20 protein-coding genes, 1 pseudogene and 2 riboswitches are annotated in these 25,683 nt (G+C 37.5%); of the genes and pseudogenes, 7 read left to right on the plus strand and 14 right to left on the minus strand.

Features of this window, described 5'->3' with window-relative positions:
- Window positions 1-143: 143 nt before the first annotated feature.
- Window positions 144-701: a hypothetical protein gene (locus NV377_RS20790; RefSeq protein ID WP_258202725.1), complete on the minus strand. Its 558-nt coding sequence runs from the start codon at window positions 699-701 to the stop codon at window positions 144-146.
- A gap of 328 nt (window positions 702-1,029) precedes the next feature.
- On the opposite strand from NV377_RS20790, the gene NV377_RS20795 reads away from it, so the two are divergent.
- A complete protein-coding gene (locus NV377_RS20795; protein WP_258202726.1) occupies window positions 1,030-1,338 on the plus strand; it encodes a hypothetical protein in 309 nt (102 codons plus the stop codon).
- 93 nt (window positions 1,339-1,431) lie between these two features.
- Here the strand turns inward: NV377_RS20795 and NV377_RS25965 are convergent.
- A pseudogene (locus tag NV377_RS25965) lies at window positions 1,432-1,508 on the minus strand (IS3 family transposase); the annotation flags it as partial.
- Between the two features lie 175 nt (window positions 1,509-1,683).
- Between NV377_RS25965 and NV377_RS20805 the strand changes: the two are divergent.
- Window positions 1,684-2,409, plus strand: a complete 726-nt coding sequence (locus NV377_RS20805) for an alpha/beta hydrolase (protein WP_258202727.1) — start codon at window positions 1,684-1,686, stop codon at window positions 2,407-2,409.
- Window positions 2,410-2,565: 156 nt separating this feature from the next.
- Here NV377_RS20805 and NV377_RS20810 read toward each other — a convergent pair whose 3' ends face one another.
- The 4 genes from NV377_RS20810 to NV377_RS20825 all read right to left on the minus strand — a co-directional run bounded on the left by NV377_RS20810 (window position 2,566) and on the right by NV377_RS20825 (window position 10,097).
- Window positions 2,566-6,453 carry an endo-1,4-beta-xylanase gene (locus NV377_RS20810; protein ID WP_258202728.1) on the minus strand — a complete coding sequence of 1,296 codons (3,888 nt, stop codon included), beginning with the start codon at window positions 6,451-6,453 and terminating at the stop codon, window positions 2,566-2,568.
- A 422-nt stretch (window positions 6,454-6,875) separates the two neighbouring features.
- Window positions 6,876-7,715 (minus strand): carbohydrate ABC transporter permease, encoded by an 840-nt coding sequence (locus tag NV377_RS20815; protein ID WP_258202729.1) that lies wholly within the window; start codon window positions 7,713-7,715, stop codon window positions 6,876-6,878.
- A complete protein-coding gene (locus NV377_RS20820; protein ID WP_258202730.1) occupies window positions 7,715-8,605 on the minus strand; it encodes a carbohydrate ABC transporter permease in 891 nt (296 codons plus the stop codon). The genes NV377_RS20815 and NV377_RS20820 overlap by 1 nt, the downstream gene beginning before the upstream one ends.
- Before the next feature lie 112 nt (window positions 8,606-8,717).
- Window positions 8,718-10,097 (minus strand): ABC transporter substrate-binding protein, encoded by a 1,380-nt coding sequence (locus tag NV377_RS20825; protein WP_258202731.1) that lies wholly within the window; start codon window positions 10,095-10,097, stop codon window positions 8,718-8,720.
- Between the two features lie 286 nt (window positions 10,098-10,383).
- Here NV377_RS20825 and NV377_RS20830 point away from each other — a divergent pair, with 286 nt between their 5' ends.
- Complete coding sequence (locus tag NV377_RS20830; protein WP_258202954.1) at window positions 10,384-11,439, plus strand: LacI family DNA-binding transcriptional regulator; 1,056 nt, start codon at window positions 10,384-10,386, stop codon at window positions 11,437-11,439.
- Window positions 11,440-11,450: 11 nt separating this feature from the next.
- Here the strand turns inward: NV377_RS20830 and NV377_RS20835 are convergent, their stop codons facing one another.
- Together NV377_RS20835 and NV377_RS20840 are read right to left on the minus strand one after the other, a co-directional pair.
- Entirely contained in the window at window positions 11,451-11,780 is a 330-nt protein-coding gene (locus NV377_RS20835; RefSeq protein WP_258202732.1) for a hypothetical protein, read from the minus strand.
- A 153-nt stretch (window positions 11,781-11,933) separates the two neighbouring features.
- Window positions 11,934-13,277, minus strand: coding sequence for an amino acid permease (locus tag NV377_RS20840; RefSeq protein ID WP_258202733.1), 1,344 nt, complete (start codon window positions 13,275-13,277; stop codon window positions 11,934-11,936).
- Window positions 13,278-13,353: 76 nt separating this feature from the next.
- A riboswitch (glycine riboswitch) is annotated at window positions 13,354-13,432 on the minus strand.
- Between the two features lie 247 nt (window positions 13,433-13,679).
- On the opposite strand from NV377_RS20840, the gene NV377_RS20845 reads away from it, so the two are divergent.
- Window positions 13,680-14,063, plus strand: a complete 384-nt coding sequence (locus NV377_RS20845; RefSeq protein WP_258202734.1) for a GntR family transcriptional regulator — start codon at window positions 13,680-13,682, stop codon at window positions 14,061-14,063.
- A 20-nt stretch (window positions 14,064-14,083) separates the two neighbouring features.
- Window positions 14,084-15,457 (plus strand): DUF5808 domain-containing protein, encoded by a 1,374-nt coding sequence (locus NV377_RS20850; protein ID WP_258202735.1) that lies wholly within the window; start codon window positions 14,084-14,086, stop codon window positions 15,455-15,457.
- Window positions 15,458-15,513: 56 nt separating this feature from the next.
- Here NV377_RS20850 and NV377_RS20855 read toward each other — a convergent pair whose 3' ends face one another.
- From NV377_RS20855 to NV377_RS20865, 3 genes are all read right to left on the minus strand, one after another.
- Entirely contained in the window at window positions 15,514-17,205 is a 1,692-nt protein-coding gene (locus NV377_RS20855; protein WP_258202736.1) for a type 2 periplasmic-binding domain-containing protein, read from the minus strand.
- A 108-nt stretch (window positions 17,206-17,313) separates the two neighbouring features.
- Window positions 17,314-18,921 (minus strand): response regulator transcription factor, encoded by a 1,608-nt coding sequence (locus tag NV377_RS20860; protein ID WP_258202737.1) that lies wholly within the window; start codon window positions 18,919-18,921, stop codon window positions 17,314-17,316.
- 1 nt (window position 18,922) lies between these two features.
- Window positions 18,923-20,737, minus strand: a complete 1,815-nt coding sequence (locus NV377_RS20865) for a sensor histidine kinase (RefSeq protein WP_258202738.1) — start codon at window positions 20,735-20,737, stop codon at window positions 18,923-18,925.
- Window positions 20,738-20,909: 172 nt separating this feature from the next.
- On the opposite strand from NV377_RS20865, the gene NV377_RS20870 reads away from it, so the two are divergent.
- Window positions 20,910-21,830 (plus strand): ABC transporter permease, encoded by a 921-nt coding sequence (locus NV377_RS20870; RefSeq protein WP_258202955.1) that lies wholly within the window; start codon window positions 20,910-20,912, stop codon window positions 21,828-21,830.
- Window positions 21,831-21,872: 42 nt separating this feature from the next.
- Window positions 21,873-22,745: a carbohydrate ABC transporter permease gene (locus NV377_RS20875; protein WP_258202739.1), complete on the plus strand. Its 873-nt coding sequence runs from the start codon at window positions 21,873-21,875 to the stop codon at window positions 22,743-22,745.
- A gap of 355 nt (window positions 22,746-23,100) precedes the next feature.
- Here NV377_RS20875 and NV377_RS20880 read toward each other — a convergent pair whose 3' ends face one another.
- The 3 genes from NV377_RS20880 to NV377_RS20890 all read right to left on the minus strand — a co-directional run bounded on the left by NV377_RS20880 (window position 23,101) and on the right by NV377_RS20890 (window position 25,321).
- Window positions 23,101-23,967 (minus strand): AraC family transcriptional regulator, encoded by an 867-nt coding sequence (locus tag NV377_RS20880; protein WP_258202740.1) that lies wholly within the window; start codon window positions 23,965-23,967, stop codon window positions 23,101-23,103.
- Window positions 23,968-24,170: 203 nt separating this feature from the next.
- Window positions 24,171-24,641 (minus strand): GNAT family N-acetyltransferase, encoded by a 471-nt coding sequence (locus NV377_RS20885; protein ID WP_258202741.1) that lies wholly within the window; start codon window positions 24,639-24,641, stop codon window positions 24,171-24,173.
- 65 nt (window positions 24,642-24,706) lie between these two features.
- Complete coding sequence (locus NV377_RS20890; protein WP_258202956.1) at window positions 24,707-25,321, minus strand: DJ-1/PfpI family protein; 615 nt, start codon at window positions 25,319-25,321, stop codon at window positions 24,707-24,709.
- 59 nt (window positions 25,322-25,380) lie between these two features.
- A riboswitch (ZMP/ZTP riboswitch) is annotated at window positions 25,381-25,459 on the minus strand.
- Window positions 25,460-25,683 lie beyond the last annotated feature (224 nt).

Here is a 25,683-nt window from a genome sequence, read left to right on the forward strand (position 1 = left end):
TCAAACTACATGAATCTAGCGGATTATAGTAATAGTAAGAAAGCTCTATCTATAAATCTTTAGCAATGATCTTCTTACCTTATTAAACTGAGAATAAAAAAACCAGACACAGCAGAAACAACACTTGTCTGGTTTGTATACAGTTATTTTTTAGAATAATGTTTACTATATCTAGATTTTTTCTTGTTACTATTGTTATTTTGTTTCTTATTTTCGTTCTCATTTTTATTATCTTGCTTCTTTTCTTGATTGTTTTCTTCATTATTCGCATCTGAGTTATCTTGGCTGAAGAAGCTGCAACTCTTAATATGAGAGTAAAGGATTAGAAGCACTTCTTCCTTTAAAACAATGGTAATGTAATCATCGTAGATTTCAGTTAGTACACCTTTTACGCATTCTGGGCCGCCACGATTAATTTGAATCTGTTTGTACTTCATCGATTCAAAAACATTTTTCATGGATCCAGAACTTACATAGTTAAGTCGAGTAATCGGCTTAATGACATCTTGTGAGGAATCACTCTTAACAAGTGTGATACTCTTAATATGATCTACATAGTAATAAACGATTCCATCATTCACAGTAGATAACACAAGGTAATCATCTCCAACTGCTAATACAAGACCTATTCTAGACTCAGGGCCACCTCTATCAAGTTGAACCTTCTTTCCTATAAGGCTAGATAATTGATACTCCGCCATCTCATATGCACCTCTTCATTATTAATGGTGAATCTATTACATATATACGTGTACCTCAATGATATTGATCTAATCATTTAGCCTTTATTTAGAAAATCCGCTAGAATCTAAGGATAATAACCTAGTGAATATAGATCGTAAAATTAGAAACTCTAATAGAGTTCATTCTATCGTCTAAACTTCGACAGCATTAATTGAAATATTAATCATTCTGTAGAAAATCACTTTCGTATATTTTGCAATGAGACAATGATGGAGTGGTAAGGATATGCTATACTTAATGTGTTTTATTGAATTTTCATATAAGTAGTAAAAGTGAGGGAAAACGATGAATACTAGATATAGAATTACAAGAAGTCCACAAGGTGATCAAGTTGAAAAGGGTATGTCTCTTGAAGAATGTAAGATATTCTTTGCTCAACAAGCTGATTTTGTACATGCCGAGGAATATTCTTCTCGCTCAGGTGAAACAGTGATGAAAATTAAGGGTGAGTTTTTTATGTGGCAGTTAGGAGAGGTGCAAATTCCATTTAGATACTTTGATGGAGATGTGTATGTATCCGTTTCTCACGAAGTCATCTATCATAGAATGTTAGAAGTAGCTGAAGGATTGCATGCCCAATGTATTGAAGGGTAGTCGCATTCATTGTGACATTTCAAGTTCAGATGAAAAAAAGGATACTCCAATTTTAGCAAGAATTCAGTAGAAGCAAAGTTAGCAAGATTATTGTTAGGCGGCTCCTAGGGCTTGCGCTCGGTATTCTACCGGACTCAAGCCCTTCAGTTTTATTTTGATACGTTTGAATTACCATAATCAACGTATTTGTACAGACCTTCTTTAAAGTGTGCCATACACTCAAATTCCTTTAAGTACATCAAACACGGGATGAACAGCAATAGCGATGCCATTCACATGAGAATAGTTAATATAATAATAAAGCATTATAATAAATACATAAGGCATCTTAGGAGGAGATAATCTTTGAAACTAAAGTCAAAAAGGAAAATAAAAATAGCTTTAATTAGTTTGGTAGTCAGTTTGGTTTTGCTAATAGGTGGCTTTTACATATATACCTTAGATTATTATCGAGCTGATGAGGTTGCTATAGAAGTGCTTTCTAGAGTGGATACAGGAAGTCAGATAGAAAAACGAAAAGATATGTGGATTTTTCATCCCGATAATGAAAAGAAAAGTGATGTAGGTTTGATTTTTTATCCTGGTGGAAAGGTGGAATGGACAGCGTATTCTGTATTGCTTGAGAAACTATCGCAAAATGGTATAACTTCTGTGTTAATCAAAATGCCTTTTAACTTAGCAGTATTTGATATTAATGCAGCTAATCGTGTATATAATCAATTACCTGAAATAAATAATTGGATGATCGGCGGTCATTCCTTAGGCGGTGCGATGGCAAGCAGCTATGCTAATGATCATCAAGATATAATTAATGGGCTTGTATTACTTGGAGCTTATCCTGTTGATGGGAATTCAATTCCGACCATTGCTCTTTATGGTACCGAAGATATGGTTTTAGATAAATCTAAGTTAGCAACTACGCAAAATCAGTACGTAATACCAGGGGGTAATCATGCGTATTTCGGCAACTATGGTGAGCAGAAGGGCGATGGCATTGCAACAATTACAAGAGAGGAACAGCAACAGCTAGCCGTTGAGGAAATATCTACATTTATATTAGATTCTCAGTAGAAAACGAGTTGATTTGCAGTTGTTGTTGTGCAAGCTGCTGAAAACATGTCAATTTATCTCCACAGATTAATATTATATTTAAAGTTAAATGTACAAACAAAAAAATGAGCCAAGTTATGTTTAAGATAACTTGACTCATTTTTGTTTAAAGTTTAATTATAAATTCCAAATACGATACAAGATAACAGCTGCTTCAGCCCGAGTAAGAGAATCATTAGGGGCAATCTTACCGTTCTTGCCATCTACAATGCCTAATTTCACTAGTTTCGTTATGTCATCTTTTGCATATGTTGCAATACTTTCTGCATCAGAGTAAGCATCTAATGTTCCGCCAGATTCGATTTGCTTACCTGCTATCGTTAGTGCGCGACTAGCTAGAACTATCATATCTTGGCGAGAAATATGATCGTTTGGCTTAAATGTATTGTCTCCATAGCCAGACACGATGGATAGTTCCTTCGCAATAACTAACTCTTTATAGTAGTAAGCATTTGCTGAAACATCACTGAACATAGTTGTATTCTTTCCGTTACCTTGCAGTTCAAGTGATCTTACAAGGAGGGTGATGAAGTCCGCTCTTGTAATAGAATTAGCAGGAGAGAAGCTATTTACTGATGTTCCTTTGATCACATCTCGAGCAGCCATTGCATCAATTGCTTGCTTCGCCCATGGCACGTTGTTCAAGTCCTCGAATGATTTGACAACGTAAGCGACAGCATAGTTACTAAAGTGGGTCGTTCGGAAAACAACCGATTTTGTTGTAGCATCGTAGCGGCCATTCGGAATGGTAATCAAGTTACCATTGTTATCGATGTACCAAACTACGATTGAATCTGGATTACTAAGTTCTTCCACAGTTGGCGAGTAAGGAATAGTTATCGTTACAGGCGCATTCGGGTTGTTCCAAGGGATTACCTTGTTACCTGCTATCAAGCTCAAGTCTAGTACAGGATGGCTACCAATTAGAGCTCGAGTAGCTTCATCCAGATGATCGATAGAAGCAGGTGCTACACGAATGGATACATGCTCCTCGTTCACTGTTGTATTAGACAGCATGTTGCTTGGAAGCTCGATCGTAGCAAGCTCTGTCTTGATTGAAAGAGTGAATGTTTCTAGTGATTTTAAGCTTTGAGTTGGCAGTTGAACATTATACGATTGGGCACCAATCTGTTTCGGTATGTCGATAACAATTGGTTTCTTACCGTTTGTTCCTGAAGTAGCAAGTTCAAGTGCTTGCTTCAAGATTTCTGTAGACACGATACCTGTAACAACGTTACTTTGGTTCGTAATTTCAGGTTTAATGACAACAATACCGTCTTTAATCTCAACGTTTCCTGTTGAAGGAGGAGTTACGTTGTTATTGTTGTTGTTGTTTGAACCACTTGGTTTACCAGTTAATGTAAGCTCTCCATAAACGGATGTATCCATATAGCCAGTGCCTGTGGTATCGTTCCAAGCAGCTACGCTTTGACGAGCACCAGCTTTTGCATCATTGATCTGTACGTCGAAGCCTAATTTCATGTTGTTAGCTGGTGTGATTGATTTCAAAGGTATCTTCACTTCAACCGTGTAATTTGTTCCCGAAACATTAGTTGCTGATTCGAAGCCACTAGCAATACTTGCAGGATTGAATGAAGATTCATTGTCAAAATTGATTCGATATTGTCCATCGTCATCTTGGTAGACCAATGTTTTTTCATTATTTTCATCCAAGAAGATTTCGACAGAATCCTGTTCGTGTAATTGTGAGCTAGTTTTATCAAGTTGAGCATCACTTACTTGAATGAGCACATATAGGTTCTCATTATCCCACAGTGCTTTGGCTACACCAGTTGCTCCTTGCCAAGCCATCTGGTAACGGTTAATTTGCATTTCGGCTGCTTGATTCCATACTCCGTCGACCGTTCCGTCGATGATAGGTGTAGCAAATTTAGCCGTTCCTTGATTTGCATTTGAAAATTCTGGATTATGTTCACTTATAAATGTATCTGGGTCGATGACAGCATAATAAGCTGGTTTAGCTTGTAAATTTTTATCAAATAATAACGGATTGGTAGATGCTCTCCAACTCGTATTGTCATCTAGTCCCCAGAAGGTAACACGTGCGATATCATCTTTGTGATCTTTAAAAAGGTTGAACAACTGAGCATATAAATAACCTTGATCATTGGCTTGTTTTTCGGAAAGCTGATAGTTGCTTCCTGCTTGGATATCGAGCTCAGTTATACTTACTTCCACACCTAGCGAAATGAATTTCTCCAGCGACAGCTTCACAAGCTCTGGGTTTGTGTTGACATTGTAATGTCCTTGCATTCCCATACCATCGATAAGTAGTTTTCCAGGGTGTGTTAGCGCATAGTTATCGTTAAGTTCTTTGATCATGCTATAAATAGCTTGAGCTTTATTCTGATTATCTTCATTGTAATCGTTGTAGTACAGCTTAATATCCCACTCGGGATTATCGTCCAATACTTCTCTTGCTGCCAAGAATGCTTGCTCTACGTAGTCAGATCCGATAGCGTTAAACCATTCGGACTTACGTAGCGCATTTTTCCAATCTGTCGGATTAGAAGGGTTATCGATCATTGCTTCGTTAACAACATCCCATGAAATTACTTTGTCGCCGAAGTTTTCCATAACCGTTTGAATATGAGTTCTCAGATTATCGAGTGCTTCAGTTCGTGATAACGGAATGGTGTTGTTCTGTCCATCAGTAGTCGTATTCATCCAAGCGGGTGATTGCTGATGCCATACAAGCACATGTCCGTGCATTTGCATGCCTTCAGCAAGCACTTTATCGACCATTGCATTTGCTGTGTCAAAGGTAAAGTTGCCTTTTGTCAGCTGCATCGCATCGGGTTTCATTGCATTACCGGCAGTAACGACATCATGATGCATTCCCAGAAGATTGAGTCTAACACCGTGTAAGTCTTCAGCAGATATTGCATTACCGATTAGGAAATCATTGGCATAGGCATCCTTTAACGGAGTAAGATCATCCTGTATTTCGATTAGCCCAGAACCACTATCGGTGATGCTAATATCATCAATGTAGAAGGAAGCAGAACTATTGTTAGAACTTTCAACGTAGATCGTCAAATAATCACTACTTGTATTGCTATAACGATAAGTTCCTTCAAATTGAACCCAGTCATCACTTGCATTAATTGTTTTAGGTGCAAGAGTAACGTAATTAGCGCTACTGCCATTGCCTATCTGAGTGGATAACTGCAGTTGAGTACTAGATGGCTGGATCAGCTTGACCCATGCTGAAATTTTATATTCGTAGCCTTCATTAACGAAGTCCTCTATTTGTAATGAAGGACCGTGCCAATTCGAAGTTCTACCTTCTACTTTCAAAGAGTAAGAACCGTCGGTAGTATGATTGGCTTCATTAGTTACAGTTAGAGTTTCAGTACCTGCTCTTCCAGAAAAGCCTCCAAGCATTTGATCTTCAAACGAAATAGTATAGGAGTCTAATTCATCTACTTGCTGTGTGATCAACACATCGCCAACGTAGAACGGAACTGTTGCACCAGCGGTGTTGGATTGAATACGTAGTTTGGTATCCTTACTAGTATCAACGGTAAATTCTTTCGTTAAAGTAATGGCTTTTCCAGCTTCATAATTAGCAGCTGCTAAAAAACCATAGTTAATATCAGCGGTTTGTAGAAACGCTTGTGCGCCTACAGGAACGACTACATCTTCATCAACATAAACAGTAACAGTTACTGTATACGTTTCACCGTTTACTAGACCAGCTCCGGTGTAACCAAAGTCAGGTGCGTCATAATTATTTAATCGATTGCTTACATATAAAGCAGCGCCGTCATCATTGCCAGGAAAAATTTTACCAGTGACATGTTCGAGCTTAGCGCCGCCTGATTGTATTGCAATGCCTTTACCATTCATAAAGTTTTCATGATATATCGTTGTCGTATTTGTTAGTTCTACCGCTTTCGCGACTGGAGCAAGCCACCCTGTTGGAATAAGTAAAGCAGCTGTAAGTAAAATTGAGATGACTCTTAAGAGTTTTTTACTCATTTATTACATTCCCCTTCCAAATAATTTAGTTAAACGGTTAAGCGCTTACAAAAATTAAAAAACGCCTCCTTCCTAAACTTGATTATATCTCGTATCGAATGTGCTTTTAACTTAACAAACTTTACAACATACTATAATTTATTTATATGTTTAGTAAAAAATGGATCTTTCGATGACTAGATGAAGTTTACTAACATACTTCTGAGAGATGAATTATTATAATGTAAGATCTTTACCGATGGGTAGTAGAATTGATCACACTTTATAGGACATTAATTAAACTAGATAGCCTAATTCAGAGAAGGGATGGCCTATTCGAAATAAGTAAAAGACCTTTCTCCGATTGAATATCGGGGAAGGTCTTTTAGTTTTTATTGGTGTCTAATTACCAGTTTTTAATTGAAAGTCTCTTAATTTTTTGATCATGATTTAATTGCACCAGCCAATGCACCATTAACGATATATTTCTGTATGAATAGGAAGAGCACAACTAAAGGTGCTGCAACGATCATGACCGCACAAGCTAGTAATGGCCAGTTGTTCCCGTATTGACCGCGAAATTCTTTCAAACCTGAAGTAATTGGGAAGTGTTCAGGAGATGACAGGAATTGTATTGGTCCAACGAGATCATTCCACGTCCCAATCACTGTTAGAATGACACCAGTAGCAATAATCGGCTTCATTAGCGGCATAATGATTTGGAATAAATAGCGAAGATAGCCTGTTCCATCAATACCAGCTGCTTCATCCAATTCACGACTAATAGATTTGATATAACCGACAAACATCATAAATACAAGGCCTGCTCCAGAGGTGCGTAGCAGCATATAACCGATTTTGGAATTGTATCCGATATCGGAATGAACATTATCTCGTAAAAATAACATTAGGCGATACTGGGCAACGACAGGATTAGGTAAAAATTGAGACATAACGAATAATAAATAGAAAAACCCGCCCCAAGCTATGTAACCTCTTGCAATAGGAAATGCAGCAAATATCGCTAGCATAATGGAGACGATAGTTGTAACTCCTGTGTATAGCAAACTATTTAACAAATAGTCAGAGAAGTTACCTTGTTTCCATGCTTCTGTGTAATTAGAGAAATTAAACTGAGATGCAATAGAGAACGGATTATTTAGGAAATCTTCGAATGATTTCAACGATACATTGAAAACAAGAAGTATTGGAACTAAATAAATGCAGAGAAGGACAAAAATGAATACGTAAGAAATTGTTTTTGCTGATCTAGAAGGCTGCATTAGTATTCAACCTCTCTTTTACGAAGTAATTGGATAGCTACAATAACAAATGAAAGTATGAACAAGAATTGCACGACAGATAGCGCCGATGGGAGTCCCATTTCAAGCGATCCACGGAATGTTTCTTTATACACATCATAAGCCATCGTACGGGAATTAAATTGACCGTCGGTAGTCGCCAATATAATATCAAAAGTCTGCATGGCACCAATGATAGAAAGTAGAATGTTAACTGTGAATGCAGGTGCGATAAGCGGAAATGTAATTTTTTTGAATGATTGCCAGCGTGTTGTTCCATCAATATACCCTGCTTCATATAAGTCCTTAGGAACAGATTGCAATCCTGCTAAATAAATCAACATGGAATGTCCCATATACATCCAGATCTGAACAAAGATGATATACCCAAAGGAATGAGAGAAGCTTCCAAAGAAAGTGTCAGAGTAATTAAAGATACTGTAAACTTTATTGACAGGACCATTGATAGGATCAAACATTAATGTCCATATGAGGGCTACTACTGCTACCCCTAACACTACAGGCAAGAAAAATACGGAGCGATAAAGCTTATCTCCTATTAACTTTTGATTAATAACAACCGCAACTAGTAAGGCAAGCCCATTTTGTACAATAGTTACGATAAATGTGAATTGAAGTGTTCTCTTAATTGAATCGATACGTTCAGCTGAATTTCCAGCAAAAAATATATCTTTATAATTATCTAATCCGACAAACTGATAAGCTTTTCCAGGAATATTTATAACATCCGTAAAGGAATAAATGACCGTAAAAATAGACGGACCGAGTAAGAAAATTAAATAAAAAGCCATAGGGAGTGCAAACAATAAATATGGCCAAAGCCTTGTTACTCCTCTGCCAAATGGATACATAAAGACACCTCACACTTCATCATGCTGTTACATGTACAGGACCTGAATATTAGCTTCAGGTCCCGCAACATAAAAACTGAATAGTAATTACATCTTATATTTTAGTTATTCATTACTTAGGAGCTGCAGCTTCCCATTCTTTCTGTTGCACGTCAGCTAATTCTTTCGCTGTTTTAAATTCTCCACCTGGAGCAAGGTACTCTGTATGAATGCCTTCTGCTTCTAAATGCTGACCAATGTTTTCACGATTAATCATTTTGATCTCATATGCAACTTCAAAATTATTCATATAAGGCTGTACTTCAGCATCAAGGAATTCTGTTGTAGCGATGTTCGGCTGAACTGGCAAGAAGCCTGTTGCTTGAACAAATTCTTGATAAATCTCAGGTTGGGAGAAGAACTCCAACCATTTAATTGCACCTTCTGTATTTCCACCATTGCTTGTTACATACCAAGTCATGTCGTATTTACCGATCAATTTGATCTTCGCAGGATCATCAGTAGCAGGAAGTGGGAAGTAACCAAAGTTCATGTCTGGCTTAGCTGCTTGAACAGCACCGGCCTCCCATACACCATTTACCATCATCGCTACTTTTTCTCCTGTGAAGTACGATGTCAATGTACCGTAGTCGATACCCATGAAGCCGTTAATCGTATATTTATCTTGAATTGTTTTCATTTTTTCTAGAACTTCAACAGCATCAGGGTCATTGAATTTGGACGTTCCTTTCCAAAGGCCTTCAATGAATTGAGATTGGTTACCGCCAGCTAGTAGTTGTGCTTGAAGATTCATCGCAGCCAATTTTACCGGCCATTTATCTTTACCAGCCATTGCAATTGGCGTAACGTTGTTCTGTATCAATACTTCGTTAACATTAATAAATTCTGACCAAGTCGTAGGTACTTTTAGATCATATTTAGCAAAAATATCTTTGTTATAGAACAATCCGCCCATTGCCACTTTACCGGCAGGGATCGCATAAACTTTATCTTGATACGTACCTCCGTCCTTAATATCTGATTCGTTGTAATTTTTGATGAAGGCTTGATCGGACAAGTCTTGAATCAGACCGTTGTCTATAAATTGTTGCCAATCCGGAACCTTTGCACCTGGCGTCCAATCACTCGGTGAAAGTCTCATTGCGCTCAGGTCAGCGAAAATGTCTACTTCGCCGGCTGGAACACGTGTTTTGTAGGCTTGTTTATATTCATCATCCGGTGCTGTCGTAACATACTCGACTTTGTATTCAGGATATTTTTCTTCAAATTTCTTATTAATTGATTCGATAACTGTATTGTTCGTCGATTGTTTCCATCCGAGCATCTTAATTACTTTCTTCTCACCACTTGGTTGCTTCTTATCATCTGCCGGAGCAGTCGTTGAAGGCGTAGTTCCTTCATTCGTAGGTTTGTTGGCTCCATTGCCGCCACAAGCCGCTAACATGGCCATAAGCATAAATAAAGCTAATAAGCCTGCTAATTTTTTAGTCATTTTTATTCCCCCTGATAATATGATCGAAAAACTTTCGTAATGTAATCTTTATCATGATGTGACGAAAGCGGTTTCGTAATTCCATTATTAACCATACCTTATCGTTTGGATATAGCCGTTTTTTAGTCATTTATACCTTTATTTTGTGTTAAATTAGTGTGAAATGACCATTTATGTTATCCGAATTTAAGTGTTGACTTGCTATTCGAACAACTATAAACTTAAAAAAAATAGCGATTCCCGAAACTTTAGGTCAGTTTCGCTTGGATTTGAGGAGGGATAACTAATTAACATCAAGACCATCGCAGAGATGGCCGGTGTCTCTATATCGACTGTCTCCAAAATAATTAATAACTACGATGATGTTTCTCAAAAAACTAAAGAAAAAGTGCTCGAAATTATGAAACAAACAGGTTACGCCCCATCTAATTCGGCTAAAACTTTAGCTACTAAAAAATCCAATTTGATTGGAGTTATATTCGCGGGCGAGTTAAATATTGATTTTACCCATCCTTTTTTTGTTGAAGTTCTTAACTCCTTCAAGAAACAGATGGGTTTATTAGGGTATGACCTTCTTTTCTTCTCTAATGTTAAGTTTCATGCTGAAGGAGATTATGTAGCTCGTTGTAAACATTTTCAAGTCGATGGCTGCATCGTTATTGCAGGCCAAGAGGTGGAAGCAGCTATTTATGAGCTTGATCAAAGCAATATTCCTTGCATCGGGGTAGATTTAGTGCTCGAAGGTCAGCATTCTGGCTATATAATGAGCGATAATTATAAGGCTTCATCAAAAGTCGTTGAGCATTTTTATTTGATGGGTTACCGAGAGTTAGGCTTTATTGGTTCTGACTTTTCTGAAATATCAAATTCACGAAAAATGGGCTATATTGGTGCGATTAAAGACTTTGGTCTGCCTCTGAAAGAGGAGTGGTTTGACAATGGGGATGATTTCTTTGAAGAAAGTGGATTTCACGCGATGGAAGCTATGATTCAATCAGGAAGCTTGCCACGTGCCATATTCGCAGCTTCTGATTTACTTGCGATTGGAGCTATTAGAGCTTTGCAAATGAATGGACTTCGCATACCGGAAGATGTCGCTATTGTTGGCTGTGATGATATATCTGTTTGTCAATATACGACACCTACTATTACAACGGTACGCCAAAACAAAGAAAGATTGGGTAAGCTTGCCGCTCACATGCTATTCGATATTATCAATAAGCAAGCAATGGCTAGCTCTGTTCTGTTGGAATCTGAATTAATTGTTCGTGAATCATGCGGTAGCCTGCCAGAATCTCCGTTATTAGAAACAGGAACCCACAGAGTTAGGAGAATCCGTTAAGGATTGCCTGGCTATGAAGAAGATCCAGCCTCTTCAATATTCACTGTAGCTAATTCGTTTGCTTCACTTTCGTGAATTTCAAATAACTGAGTAAATTCGTTGATTAATAGATCGATAGCTTTTAATTCACCGACTAGAATTTGATTAATCGATTCAAATTCTGGTTTGTCTAGCTGTTGCATGATGGTTGCTCGCTTAACATTCATCATCTCCAAAAATGCAAGTGCTTTTCCTCTGCGGAAAGTTTTTGCCCCGCGATGTTCAGATCGTTCATGACTTCTATGATGACCACCGCGATGGTGTCCTTCATTACCATGTTCCTTAAATTTTCCTTCTCTCATATACTGACCTCTTTTCTTGTATACAAATGTATACATTCATTGTATTTTGATTGTATGCTTTTGTATACAATATGTCAATCAAAAAGGTGTAGTCACATGGACTACACCTTTTTTTGAAGTATGAATCTGGTTTTCTAGACATAACCGAATTTATTAGGCTCTTTTCTTCATATATCGATAGAAAATTAATAATATAATAAACCATATCGGAGTTAATAGTAGCGCTACACGAGTAGCTTCTGCCCACAGCATAACCATAAGAATACCAGCGAAAATTGTTAAAACCACATAATTAATAAACGGCGTTAATGGAGCTTTGAAAGTAGATTTTTCTCGTAAATCCGGACGTTTTCTTACATAACGAATATGCGATATTATGATGATGCTCCATACCCATATAAAACAAATGGCACTTATTGTCGTTACAATTGTGAATGCCTGCTCAGGTACAAGCTTACTTAACAGTGCACCTATTGAAACTACGATGGTAGACACGAGTAGTGCACGACTAGGTACAGATTTCTTATTAAGCTTAGCAAGCTTTGCGGGAGCATCCTTGTTTTTACTTAATGTATATAGACTACGACTAGTTGAAAATAATCCACTGTTACCTGCTGAAGCGGCTGAAGTTAGTACAACAAAGTTAATAATTCCGGCAGCTGCTGGAATACCAACAAGTGCAAATACTTCAACAAAAGGGCTACTTGCAGCACTGAACTGCGTCCAAGGAGTGATAGTCATAATTACAATAATTGCTCCTACATAAAAGAGAAGAATACGAATTGGAATTTTATTAATGGCAGAAGGAATATTTTTTTGTGGATTTTCGGTTTCTGCTGCAGTTACTCCAACTAATTCAATCCCTACAAATGAAAAAACAACGAGCTGTAATGATAATAAGAAGCCAGTAATACCATTTGGAAACATCCCGCCGTGCTGCGTGAGATTCATAAGGGAGACTGGACCATAATTCGTTTTAAAGCCTACAATGAGTAATATAATTCCGACTACAATTAAACCAATAATCGTAATGACTTTAATGATAGAGAACCAAAACTCAAGCTCACCAAATAATTTAACCGTTAATAGATTTAAAAATAATAAAATAACAAGACATAATAGTGCTGGTATCCATTGTGGGATATCAAACCAATACTGCATATATACACCAACTGCAATAATATCCGCCATAGCGGTCATAATCCAACAAAACCAATAGGTCCAGCCAGTAACAAACCCAGCCCAAGGTCCGATATATTCAGAAGCGAACTCATTAAAAGATGTGTATCCAGAATCAGATAATAATAATTCTCCTAAAGCTCGCATCACAAAAAATAAGGTAATACCGATCAATAAAAAAGAAAAAATAATCGATGGTCCTGCTAATTGTATGGATTTACCTGCCCCGAGAAATAAACCAGTGCCTATCGTGCCACCAATTGCAATAAGCTGGACATGACGATTTTTGAGATCCCGTTTTAGTTGTTGATTAGACATTCTTATTCCCCCGTTGTTCATACAAAAAAGAGATTGAATAAATTCAATCTCCAAAAGTTCAAAAATAACATATATATGTTACTCTTCTGTCCTTTTGCCTGAGATAGTGAATCCTTCGGCGCTGCAACGTATGCAGTCTCTCCAGAAGCAGCTTCTGCTATAGTTTTATCCATAGCATTCAACGCTTTCCAATATGAAGTTATGTTCTAATCTATCATATTGCTGAAAAACATAATGTGATAGATTAAACGAATTCTAACACGTTATGAAAAAGAGGTCAAATACTGCAAAAGATAATTAGATTAGAAGGCGAATATTTGATCTTGCAGAACTTAAGTATTATTTGTATTATTATAAGTGATACTTAATAAGAGTTAATATTTATGAAAGAAGGGAAATATAATGGTTATTTCATTGCAATTAGATAGCGAAACACCACTGTATGAACAACTACGTAATCAAATTGTTATTGGAATTGCTACTGGTGAACTTGAAGGGCAGGAAAAATTGCCAACAGTACGTCAGCTAGCTGGTGACTTGGGTATTAATACGATGACAGTTAATAAAGCCTATTCACTATTGAAACAAGAAGGCTACATTGTCATTGATCGGCGACACGGAGCAAAAGTAAGTCCAACAACCAATGGGAATGACAATGTTTCCATACAATTGGAGGAACAGATGCAATTAATTATTGCACAAGCGACAATACATGGGATGGACCAGTCTCGTTTTAATTCTTTATGTTCAAGTATATTCGCGAAGATGGTTTATCAACCTTCATAAATGAAAAAGAGGTGAATTCTATGTTAACTGTGATTCTATCAATTTCAGCGATCATTTGTTACATTGCGTTAGCAGTAACCTATAAGCCACAAGTTAAATATAAAAATGGTATGTTATTTGCAGTCACCTTGCCACCTCATGCGATGGAGCATGAGGAAATCCATAGAATTCAAGCTCGATTTAATAAGCAATTTAAGAAAGCTAGCTTATGGATGGTTATATCTTTTGTTCCTTTTCTACTACTCTATTATTTGATGACGTATCAATTTATTTATTTCTTTGTATGGATATCGGTGTTCTGCATTGTATTGGTTATTCCGTTTCGTCGAGCTTTCCGTGATACATTAGCATTGAAACGTGAAAATGAATGGTTTGTTGGTACGAAGCGGGTTATTCAAAGTGATCTACGTGTAGCACTTTTGAAAAATCAGCAATCAGCATCATTGTGGCTATTCTTCATTCCATTTACAATTGCAATTGGAACGATGTTATGGGCCATCGCAGAAGATATTGAATTTATCGGTATGGCCTTTGTAGGCTTAATAGTTACAAGTCTCTTCTTGCTCATCTCACTCTTAATGCGTGGAAGTAAAGGAAAAGTATATAGTGAGAATAGTGAAGTGAATGTAGCGCTTAATCAGGCAAGACGTAGGGAGATATCTTACTTATGGATATATATGGCTATAGTAGAAAACATTCATGTTATTTTTATATATTTATTGTTACTGAATGACAACGCAGATATGAATGGTGTATGGATTACAATGCTAGTATTGTTCACTGTTATTCCAATCGGTCTTATTTATTATACATATCGCAACATCGGTACTTTAGAGCAAGAAGTATTAGCACAAGACGGAAAAGTCATCTATTCGGATGATGATGAATATTGGGCAAATGGTTTCACCTACCACAATCCTAATGATAGAAGCATTCTTGTACCTAAGCGTATAGGAATGGGAGAAACGATCAATACAGCGACTGTGGTTGGCAAGTTAACGATGTGGGGAACTGTCGGTTTAACGGCAGTACTTATTATAGGTGTTTCATTTATGTTAATTCGATCTGAGTTGACATCGCCAGTCTTAACTGTTACAGCCGATTATAACGTCCAGATCGATTATCCTATGTATTCCTTTGATTTTAACATCGCTGATATTGAAGAAATTACGTTAGTTGATGAAGTTCCCTCGGGATTGAAGTCAAATGGAGAGTCAACAAATCAATATGCACGTGGACATTTCAAGTTAAAAGAAATAGGGAAAACAAGACTATACATATTCAAAAACAATCCTCCTTATATCCGGGTTAAACTAGACGATGTGTATATTTTCTACAATGAAAAGGATCCAGTGTTAACTAAAGAATTGTTCGAACAATTGCTGAAGTTATAGAGGTTAAATATTAAACAACCCAGTACCGATAAGTACTGGGTTGTTTTTGTAGGTATCTATAATTTTGATACCGATTGGAACCACTCATTTACTTCTTTCGTTACTTGCTCTCCGCCATTTTCCATCCATTTTGCAACGAATTCATCGAAGGCATCAATAGGTAATTTTCCATAAATGATTTTGTTGAACGTTTCTAACTCAGATTGACGCAACAGATTCCATTTTTCGATCATCGTAGGAGTTGCAGCACCAGTAAAGTAGTTTTGTTTACGAATGTCGATTTGAGACATTACAACTTTAGCAGCATACCAGTTTTCAGGTTTGCGGAATTGAGCTTGTTGTTTTTCATACGGTGTTTCAGCAGCTTCACCGTTAGCTAGTTTAACTAATGAAGACATATACAGGTTTGGAATACGTGCAGGACCTGTAATGAACGGGAATTTGTCAAAGAAATCTGTAATTTTTTCTTTATCTTTAGTAGGTTTGCCATCAATAATATCCCAATCATAACCTTGAGCAAATCCATACTCATAATCACTACCAACAGCTGGATTAGCAAGGTTATCAAGAAGATAGTTGTAGTATAGTATGATAGCTTCTGGGTGCTTCGCATCTTTGTTAATCATAAAGCTACTATTAACGCCTGAATTTTGCCACTTCGTACCCATCAATCCATCTGGTCCTGCAGGTACAGGATATGCTTTAAATACTGATCCTGGTACGTTATTCAATAGATCACCAGCTGGCCAGTCAGGAACCCAGTTTGCACCTGGTAAAATACCTGCATTTCCTTTTGTCCAGATCTCAGCGGATTTACCTTCATCCCATAGTGCAGCATCGGGGTGAATATAACCTTTCTCCATCCACTCTTGCAATTTAGCTAGTGCTTGTTTCGCACCTGCATTTATAGAACCATACTCTAGGTTACCATTGGCATCTTTATTCCATTGTTCTTGTACTGAACCGTATGCACCGAATAACCAGTCAAGTCCACCCATCCAAGTGTTTGTATTGTTTTTCAATGAGATAGCAAGTGGGAATACATCTTTTGCAGCTAATCCATCAGGATTTTCATTTTTGAACTTATCCATAATGTTCTCTAGATCAGCGATCGTTTTTGGCTCTTGAAGATTTAGTTTAGTCATCCAATCTTCGCGAAGCCATAGAAGTGTATCATCGTTATCCGTGTATTCCATAATTGGAAGATTCCATTTTTTACCTTCTTTTGTGAACGGGTACCATAGTTCAGGATTCTTCTCAGCATGAGCCTTCCAAGTTTCAGTCGCATACTTCTCAAATAATTCATCGATTGGCATGAACTGCCCTGAATCAATAAGTTGATCTGTTAGTACGGAATCAGTAGGTACCATTACGAAATCAGGTAGTTTCTCACCGGAAGTAAGTGCAAGTTGAAGTTGCTGCTTATATTGATCTGAACCGGCAGGATACCATGTGTTTTTATGTTTCATACCTAATGTTTCTAACATCCAACGGTCATGTACGTTGTTATCTTTTGTTTCACCTTTGGTATATTCAATTGGCATAATGATAGTACTGATTTCAATCGGTGGATCGTATTTACCCTTTTCGAAAGCAAGATCAGCTTCTGACTTTGTCGCTGAATCAGTTACTCCTGAATTGTTGTTACTAGGTGCAGTCGTATTTCCTGGATCAGTAGCTTTGCCACAAGCAGATACAATCAGCATTAGTGCAATAAGTGGCAACCATAGTTTCTGTAGTTTTTTCATTTCGAATATCCCCCTGTTGAATAAGATGATTTCTAGTGTAACTGTAACAATTGTGCTAGGAGGTCATCTATATGATTATTTCAGTTTTCATAGGATTTTGTCATGTTGTTAATGTTCTTCTCTAAATTCTTGCGGCGTTTTGCCAAATTGCCGCTTAAATACTTTGATGAAGTATGCAGGATCCAAGTATCCAATCTCTGCACTAATCTCGTATACTTTTTTATCGGTTGATTTCAATTTGTGGCAAGCAGTCTCCATGCGCAGTCTGGATACGAAATCACTTACGCCTTCGCCAGTCTCATATTTATATAACTTAGATAGATGAGTTGGATGGAGGTTTACATGATCAGCAAGTGCTCTTAATGAAACATCATGATGTAAGTTCATCTCAACAAACTTTTGCGTTTTTTTGACGTAGATAGAACGAATATCTTTAACGTCGTCGGATGCTTTTGCCTTTAACTTACTTAGCGATTCAAAAGACCAGTTGCGAAGCTTATTAATCGAGTTGAATATTTCACCGGATTGTAGAAGCTCAAACTCTTTACCCAATAATCCTTCAAGCGTATGACCATTACGATGACAATAATGAGCAAAGGAGGACCCGATGATATAGCCAGTTTCTAAACAATGCTCCCAAGACTCTGCCCATTTGTCATCTAACTCAGCAAAAACTTGCGTTAACTTCTCTTCAGCCGACTCCCAGCGCCCTGCTTCAAGTAAGTTTTTCAATAAGGGAGGAGCATGGATGACGTCGAGAACACCACTGGATGTTTGATTATCTAAGTCACTTGCTCGCATTACAAAATCTCTTTCGTCACCGACAATTTGTCTGAAGTATGCGAGTGCATGTCGATACTTATCCGATAATTGGTCAGGGAAATGGAAGGGATCAGTCATGACGATCGACAAAGAGCCTTTCAGAAACTGTTTTACTTTCGATTGAAGCTGCATTGCTAATTTTTCTATATTCATTTCTTTTTCATTGTATTGATGTTCAACCTTAAACTGAATCAATATAGCTAGATATCCATGCTCTTCTTTTATACCCCATACATTTGCAAATTCGTCCAATATCTCTTCTGCAATATTAAAAATAGCGTACTCTAATAGATGTTGCCCATTGTTGCGATATTGTCCAAACTCTTCTTCCATTCGAACAAGCATTAGTACGCTGTTATCAAGGCGGAAGGGTAAGTTATAATTTTCTAATTTTCGTTCCCATTCCTCTATAGAAATTCGCTCTCCGCGCAAAGCGCTTTGTAACAATTGACCTTGTAACCTTGGAAGGTTTTCTCTCAGAATTTTTTCCATTCGTTCATAGGAGTTTACACTGCCCCACTCAGAATTCAGCTGATCTATTGCAGTTTTAACTGCATTAAGTAAATCAATGTCGGTAGGTGGTTTGAGCAAATAATCGACTGCCTGATTTTGTAATGCTACCTTCGTATATTCAAAATCGGAATATCCCGATAAAATAATGCATTTAATCTTATTGTCGAGCGATCTAATTTTCTCGATCAGCTCTAATCCTGTCATCTCAGGCATAAGGACATCTGAAATAACTATGTCAATTGGATAGGTGTCGATAATGCGCAGTGCCTCTTGTGCAGAGTAAGCTTTATGCACGACTTCAATACCTAGTGTATCCCAAGGTTTATTCAAAGATAAGTTGTCTACCCAGTGAGCTTCGTCATCAACGATGATCATTTGCATGTTATTGTTCTCCTTTTTGGTGGGATTGTTGATCTTGATCAATGGTAGCTGGAAGTTCCCAAGTAATTTCCGTTCTAAATCCCCCAATATCTGATTTTGAGAATATGAGTTGAGAGTTTTCACCAAATTGATGGATTAACCGTTGGTTGGTATTCCAGAAGCCATATCCGGTATCATCTTGTAATGGTTGTTTCATTGAGCGATTGAGGCTCATAAATTGCTCATCTGTCATTCCAGGTCCATCGTCATCTACATAGATCTTGGAAAATCCTTCTGAGATTTCACCTTTAATCCGAATTTCTCCTGAGGAATATGTTTTACCAACCCCGTGAATAACGGCGTTCTCTACGATCGGCTGCAGCATCAGACGAGGAATCTGCCCCTTGAGCATCTCCTCAGGAATGTCGATGTGATAATGAATTCTGCCGTTACGTAGCTTCTGAATATCTAAATAATTAATAATAAGTTGAACTTCTTCATTCAAAGATGCTGTTGGGCGCTCCAAGCGTGTCATATAACGATAGTAAGCGCTTAAATTATGTCCCATTGAAACGACGGCTTCTTCATCCTTTAATTGAGCCATATTAATCATATATCCAATGCAATTATACAAAAAGTGAGGATTAATTTGTGCCTGCAGTTGTCTTAAAGTCGCTTCTCTTGCTCTTAGCTTTTCGTTCAATACATTATCGATCAGCTCTTGAATTTGTTGCGACATATCATTAAATCGATAAAATAAGAATGCAAATTCGTTGTTAACGCTAGAACTGATCCGCACAGAAAAATCTCCGCGTTGTACACGCTGAAGTCCATGTATGAGTTTACGAATCGGACTTTGAATATTTCGATATAGTAGTACGGATAAAGATATACCTACAATGAATATTAGCCCCATCGCAAAATAGAACAAGTTTCTGCTAAATGATATCGGTCCCAATATTTGATCGAGAGGTACAATGTCTACTAAAAACCAGCCCAACGATGAAGAATTTACAGCACTAATTAAATATTGTTGCTCATCTAATTCAACCACTTCTTGCATTGAATTCTCCAAAGTTTTTTCATCTAGAAATTGGACGAGCTTATTAATAAGCTCGGGGTCAGCACTACGGTTAAGGATTGGTGCTTCTCCATTAAGATAGAAGATAGGGTCTCCTTGTCCACCTTCTTTATAGGTGTCTAAAATATTTTGAATGTTCTCAGGATAAAAGCTAGATTTGATAACGAGATTAGTCTTGTCGAGTGCATCCTGTTCGCTGAATGAATCGCTATAAAACAGATGAAAAGCCTTCTTAATATTTTTTTCAGCTTCTTGACCATCTCCGTAAATCCATTTACCAGTAATATTTCTTTTTAGATAATCTTCATCATAGTCAACCATCGTGCTTTTATTAGAGATGCCTTCTTTGTTCAATTCTGAATAGACAGTAAACTCAACCGGCCATATATTCATAACTCCCGATTGCAACACCATCTTTTCTTGTATTGCATATCTTGTCTGCATTCGATCATATCGATCATCCCATAGATTTATCCCATTAAATTTACGAACGTTAGGATCACGTGAAAACGTTGTCATAAAATCCATTGTTTGACTTATTCGTGATTCAATCTGACTGGAGAGAAAGGAAAGTTGTTTCATATTTGAAGCTTTAAGTTCCTTTACGATGACATTTGAAGAGACCTCATTGGAATATGTGAACAAAATAATGACAGGAATAAAAAAAATGATGATAAGTGCGTTCGTCTTCGCAAATAAACTCATTTTAGAACCAAAGATGTTCTTAAATATGTTGATGCTTCTGCCTGATTTCAATGGTCATCCCCCCGATAAGTACATAACAAAACACTATCAATCCTAATAATGTCTTATAGTTTGTTTAACTTGCTTGTTGATAATATATATAACAGGGCTACGCCATATATACAAATTAAATTTTATAGAAAGGGAGAAAACTATGAACCGAATGACTACAACCGATCCCCACATGAAGGTAGACAGAATAGCTGATAAGCGTAGAGGATATCGAGTGCCATGGGTGTTGCATTTTATGGTGCTACCAGCGGTACTGGTTGCTTTTGTTTTTTCTTATTTACCAATGTCAGGTATTGCTATGGCTTTTCAGGACTATAAGGCAGCATTAGGAATCACAGGTTCTCCGTTCGTCGGTTTGAAGCATTTCCGATATATGTTTGAAAATGATTACTTTATTAAGATCACTTGGAATACAGTGCTGTTCGCATGTTCCAAAATTGTTTTGAATTTAATCATTCCTTTTGGCTTCGCGTTATTACTTAACGAAGTCCGCAATATGGGAGTCAAGAGATCAGTACAGACACTTGTCTACCTACCACACTTTCTTTCGTGGGTTACCCTTGGAGGCATATTGATCGATTTGTTGGCACAAACGGGCATTATCAATTCGTTTTTAACGAACGTATTTGGCATAAAACCGATATTCTTCTTAGGTGATGGTACATGGTTTAGGCTTACCATTATTTTCAGTGACGTATGGAAAGAATTTGGTTTTAACACAATTATTTTCCTTGCGGCGCTTTCTGGAATCAATCCAGCTCAATATGAAGCCGCTGAAGTTGACGGTGCAAGTCGACTGAAACAAACGTTTTATATAACGATTCCTTCATTGATTCCGATTGTTATCGTGGTTGCGACGTTGGCACTAGGTAATGTACTGAATGCAAACTTTGACCAAGTATTTAACTTATACAGTCCGATGATCTACCAACAAGGTGATATTATCGATACATTCGTCTATAGAGAAGGGTTGCTAAGTGGCCAATTCAGCTTTGCAACTGCTGTCAGCTTATTCAAATCGTTAATTAGCTTAGTCTTAATTATCATCTCATATCGTCTTGCTTATAGATATGCTGGATATCGAATTTTCTAACTGAAATGGATGAAATAAGCTTACATGAAAGGATGAACGCTCGTGTATCATAAAACGTTACCTTATCGAATATTCACAGTGTTTAACTATACATTTCTAATTACTATTTCAATTGGCTGCATGTTGCCGTTATATCATTTACTAATGGTATCTTTCAGTGATACTTCTGCTGCCAATGCGGGGCTTGTTACATTCTGGCCGATTGATTTTACGTTTGAAGCATACGAACAAACATTTTCTAATGATAATTTCCTTACATCGCTTGGAGTATCACTTAAGCGTACAGTCATTGGAACAGCTTTAGCTTTAGCGGTGAACGCTGTTGCTGCATATGCTTTATCCAAAGACAATCGAACATTTCGTGGTAGAAACATATACCTTTGGTATTTTGTAATTACAATGTTGTTTAATGCGGGCCTTGTTCCAGGCTATATTCTTATTCTAAAACTTGGTTTACTTAATAATCTGCTTGCACTAATACTTCCAGGACTTGTGGCAGTCTATAATTTAATATTACTTCTTAATTTCTTCCGTGCTATACCGAAGGAATTAGAGGAAGCTACCTTTATAGATGGAGCAGGGCATTTCAGAACCTTTATATCTATCTATCTTCCTCTGTCTATGCCTGCACTTGCAACGATCGGTTTGTTTACGATGGTAGGACATTGGAATGCATATTTCGATGGTTTGATCTATATGAAGGGAGTAGAAAACCTTCCACTTGCTAGCTTTATGCAAACTTTGATCGTTCAAGGCAGCAAAACGGGATTTGATCAAGCAGTCATCGCCAATATGTCACAACGGACACTGCGAGCATCTCAAATATTTATTGCCGCTCTTCCAATTCTAATCGTATATCCGTTTTTACAACGTTTCTTTGTCAAAGGGATAGTCATTGGCGCTGTGAAAGAGTAGATGTAGTTCAAAGCAGTCGCTTGTGATCAGGATGTGAAGGCAATAGCTTCGACGGCGAAGCTAGGAATTCAATTATAGTCAATAATTCTAAGTTATTTAATAGAATGTTATACATTATATTGGAAAAAAAGATGGATAGAGATTTCAGAATACATCTGAACCCCTATCCATCTTTTCGTTCATTTACAATTACATTATGACTTGGTAAAAAGTATTGCTGAATTAAACTATCGTTCTCCGTTAGCGGATTGTTCGGAATCGTTTGTTCAATTTTTTATACCAATCTACTAATAGCATATAGGAAATCACACCTGACACCAAGCTTATGATATTTCTTCAACGGACCATCCAAATTCTACGACTCTGGTTTTTTAACGACAGGGATCCAAACTTCCATCTCATACATGCCGTTGCCTCTATCATAGCTCATTTCAAACTCAGGGCCATTTGCGAATTGATAATCACAGGTTGGAAACCATTCCGACCAAATACGTCTCCACAAATCATGAATATCGTTTTTGGGGTTTACGCCAGTCGAAAAAACCGCATATGTTTGCGGGGGGATCTGCAACTTTTCAAATCCTTGCGGCAAGCCGCTCTGTGGCAGGAAATAACCGATCATGTAGGATAATTCCTCACCATTGTTGTTGTATAAAACCGAATGTATCTCGCCATCTTCCCCCAAGCCAGCTGCGGCACGGATTCGGTTTACAGTTCCGTCGGCAATACATTTTTCCCATAACTTTGGTATTTCTATATACGGATTTTCGCCATCGGCTTTGATCAGATTAGAAACCCCGAACATTTCAAAACTTTGTTTATCCACGATTTTGTAATTCATCTCCACAGCTCCTCGAATTGAAATATGAAAGGACAGTCGAGGATAAGCTTTTAGTGACACACCTTTGTCGCGCGCAGACATTGGCATCACACCGTGCATTTTTTTGAACGCTCTGGAAAATGCCTCAGGCGATTCGTAACCATACTTCAATGCCATGTCGATGACCTTCACACCACTATTTTGCAGTTCAAATGCAGCAAGAGTTAGCCGCCTGCGTCGAATATATTCCGACAGCGGAACATTGGTGATGAACGGAAACATCCGTTGAAAATGGTACGTTGAGCAACAAGCAATTCTAGCCACTTGTTCGTAGTCGATCAGTTCAGACAGATTTGATTCAATGTATTCCATTGCGTTACTCATGCGTTTCAGCCACTCCATAGGGATCATCCTTTCAAATTTAATTATACCGAGTGCTGAAAATGAAGCCTTGCAATGCTTGCACAGAAATATCATGTTTGCTAGTATCTAAACGCAGGATTAAGCAAGTGATAATACGACTCTTTCACCACGCTCTTCTTCCTGTTAGTTGAGAAAAGGCTACCTTAATGGAATTGAACTATCGTGTCCCGTTAGAATAACTGTTAGCTCAACTTTTTTACAAAAGTAACTCTATGATAGTCTGTTTCAAAGAAATCCTTTTCAAAATCAACTTGCTCATAACCTATATTGCGGTAAAAAGTTAACGTGTTTTCATTTCCAACATGCCCTAGAGTTTGTAGAATCACCTTGTTCCCACCAAGTAAGTGAACTTGATTACATATGGTATCAAGCAGTCCTTTTCCGATTCCCTTACGTTGACTTTCCTTATGAACTGCTACCCCAACTATTTCATAAAGTCTTTTTTCGACATCGAAAATATATCCAGCATGACCGAGAACAATATGGGTATGTGCCACGTAATAACCGCAAATCTTATGATCCTGTTTCTCCAGAAAATCAGACCACCTCAATGGGTATTTTTCAATGATGAATTTTGGAAATTGAAGAGGGTGACTTGCCATAATATTTTCTACATGACTTCGGTCATTATCTTCCAATAAACGTATAATCAAGCCTTCACCCCCCTGAATTACTGGATGCTAATGATAAGTACAGCTTCCAGTCGTAATCCTTAAGTTTAACTGTATTCATCACTCGTGTGCGGCATGAAAATATTAGACAATTTCCCCGCCTGATAGTAAGGGTAATCCATCATCTTTTGAACCTTCTTTACCACATCCTTATTCGTTAGTGATTCAACAAGGTACAACCCTAAATCAATTGAAGTTGAAACACCCCCGCCTGTAAAAATATTCCCATCGCGTACAATCCGAGCCTTAACAACCTCTGTGCAATAAGGAATCATCAATTCATAAGCAGCTGGATTCGTTGTTGCTATTTTATCAGTTAAGAACCCTGCAGCACCTAAAAGCAAAGCCCCCGTACAAACAGACACTTTGTATTCCACATCTCGAGCAGTTTGTATCCATGATATAAACTCTTTATCGTATCTCAATTCTCTGGTAGACATGCCGCCGGGAATAAAAATCAAATCATACTTAGACAGATCTGGGTTAATATGCTTTATCTGTATTGTCATACCACGGTCGTCTGTAATTTCCTCGCGTTTTGCACAGAGATCCCAAGACACATTTTCTTTAGCATTCAGAATTTTTAGCCAAGATACCGCTTCATAAAAGCCGACAAAGTCCAATGTTGTCATCTTGTCAAAAAGAATATAAGCTATTTTCATCAAATAACACCGTCCCTTTCATGGATAGAAACAAAAAAAAGCATCTGATCTTAGATCAAATACTTTGCCCAGGCGAACGGCGTATGAAATATGTGCTTCCTCGTGGTACTCCACGTTTCGCCAGTCACACATACCAAATATTTACTTTATTATAGTCAGAACTATCTATTACATCAAGTTAATTTTTACGTTATCCTGCCCGTGAGCTTACCCTCAACTAAACTGCTCAAAGATACTTGAAGTCTATTTGTTATGGTTTTCTGCAATGAATTGTTCCGACTGTATGAGCTTTTCCACAAGCTCCTGTTTCGTGAACTTCATGTATTTTTAATGAAGGTGTACAAGATCACGGTTAGGGTTAA

The sequence above is a fragment of the Paenibacillus endoradicis genome (assembly GCF_024721975.1).

Bases quoted from the DNA above. Each gene is read 5' to 3' on its own strand.
- NV377_RS20790 (WP_258202725.1), bottom strand. From the start codon at position 701: ATGGCGGAGTATCAATTATCTAGCCTTATAGGAAAGAAGGTTCAACTT.
- NV377_RS20795 (WP_258202726.1), top strand. From the start codon at position 1,030: ATGAATACTAGATATAGAATTACAAGAAGTCCACAAGGTGATCAAGTT.
- NV377_RS20810 (WP_258202728.1), bottom strand. From the start codon at position 6,453: ATGAGTAAAAAACTCTTAAGAGTCATCTCAATTTTACTTACAGCTGCT.
- NV377_RS20815 (WP_258202729.1), bottom strand. From the start codon at position 7,715: ATGCAGCCTTCTAGATCAGCAAAAACAATTTCTTACGTATTCATTTTT.
- NV377_RS20820 (WP_258202730.1), bottom strand. From the start codon at position 8,605: ATGTATCCATTTGGCAGAGGAGTAACAAGGCTTTGGCCATATTTATTG.
- NV377_RS20825 (WP_258202731.1), bottom strand. From the start codon at position 10,097: ATGACTAAAAAATTAGCAGGCTTATTAGCTTTATTTATGCTTATGGCC.
- NV377_RS20835 (WP_258202732.1), bottom strand. From the start codon at position 11,780: ATGAGAGAAGGAAAATTTAAGGAACATGGTAATGAAGGACACCATCGC.
- NV377_RS20840 (WP_258202733.1), bottom strand. From the start codon at position 13,277: ATGTCTAATCAACAACTAAAACGGGATCTCAAAAATCGTCATGTCCAG.
- NV377_RS20845 (WP_258202734.1), top strand. From the start codon at position 13,680: ATGGTTATTTCATTGCAATTAGATAGCGAAACACCACTGTATGAACAA.
- NV377_RS20850 (WP_258202735.1), top strand. From the start codon at position 14,084: ATGTTAACTGTGATTCTATCAATTTCAGCGATCATTTGTTACATTGCG.
- NV377_RS20855 (WP_258202736.1), bottom strand. From the start codon at position 17,205: ATGAAAAAACTACAGAAACTATGGTTGCCACTTATTGCACTAATGCTG.
- NV377_RS20860 (WP_258202737.1), bottom strand. From the start codon at position 18,921: ATGCAAATGATCATCGTTGATGACGAAGCTCACTGGGTAGACAACTTA.
- NV377_RS20870 (WP_258202955.1), top strand. From the start codon at position 20,910: ATGAAGGTAGACAGAATAGCTGATAAGCGTAGAGGATATCGAGTGCCA.
- NV377_RS20880 (WP_258202740.1), bottom strand. From the start codon at position 23,967: ATGGAGTGGCTGAAACGCATGAGTAACGCAATGGAATACATTGAATCA.
- NV377_RS20890 (WP_258202956.1), bottom strand. From the start codon at position 25,321: ATGAAAATAGCTTATATTCTTTTTGACAAGATGACAACATTGGACTTT.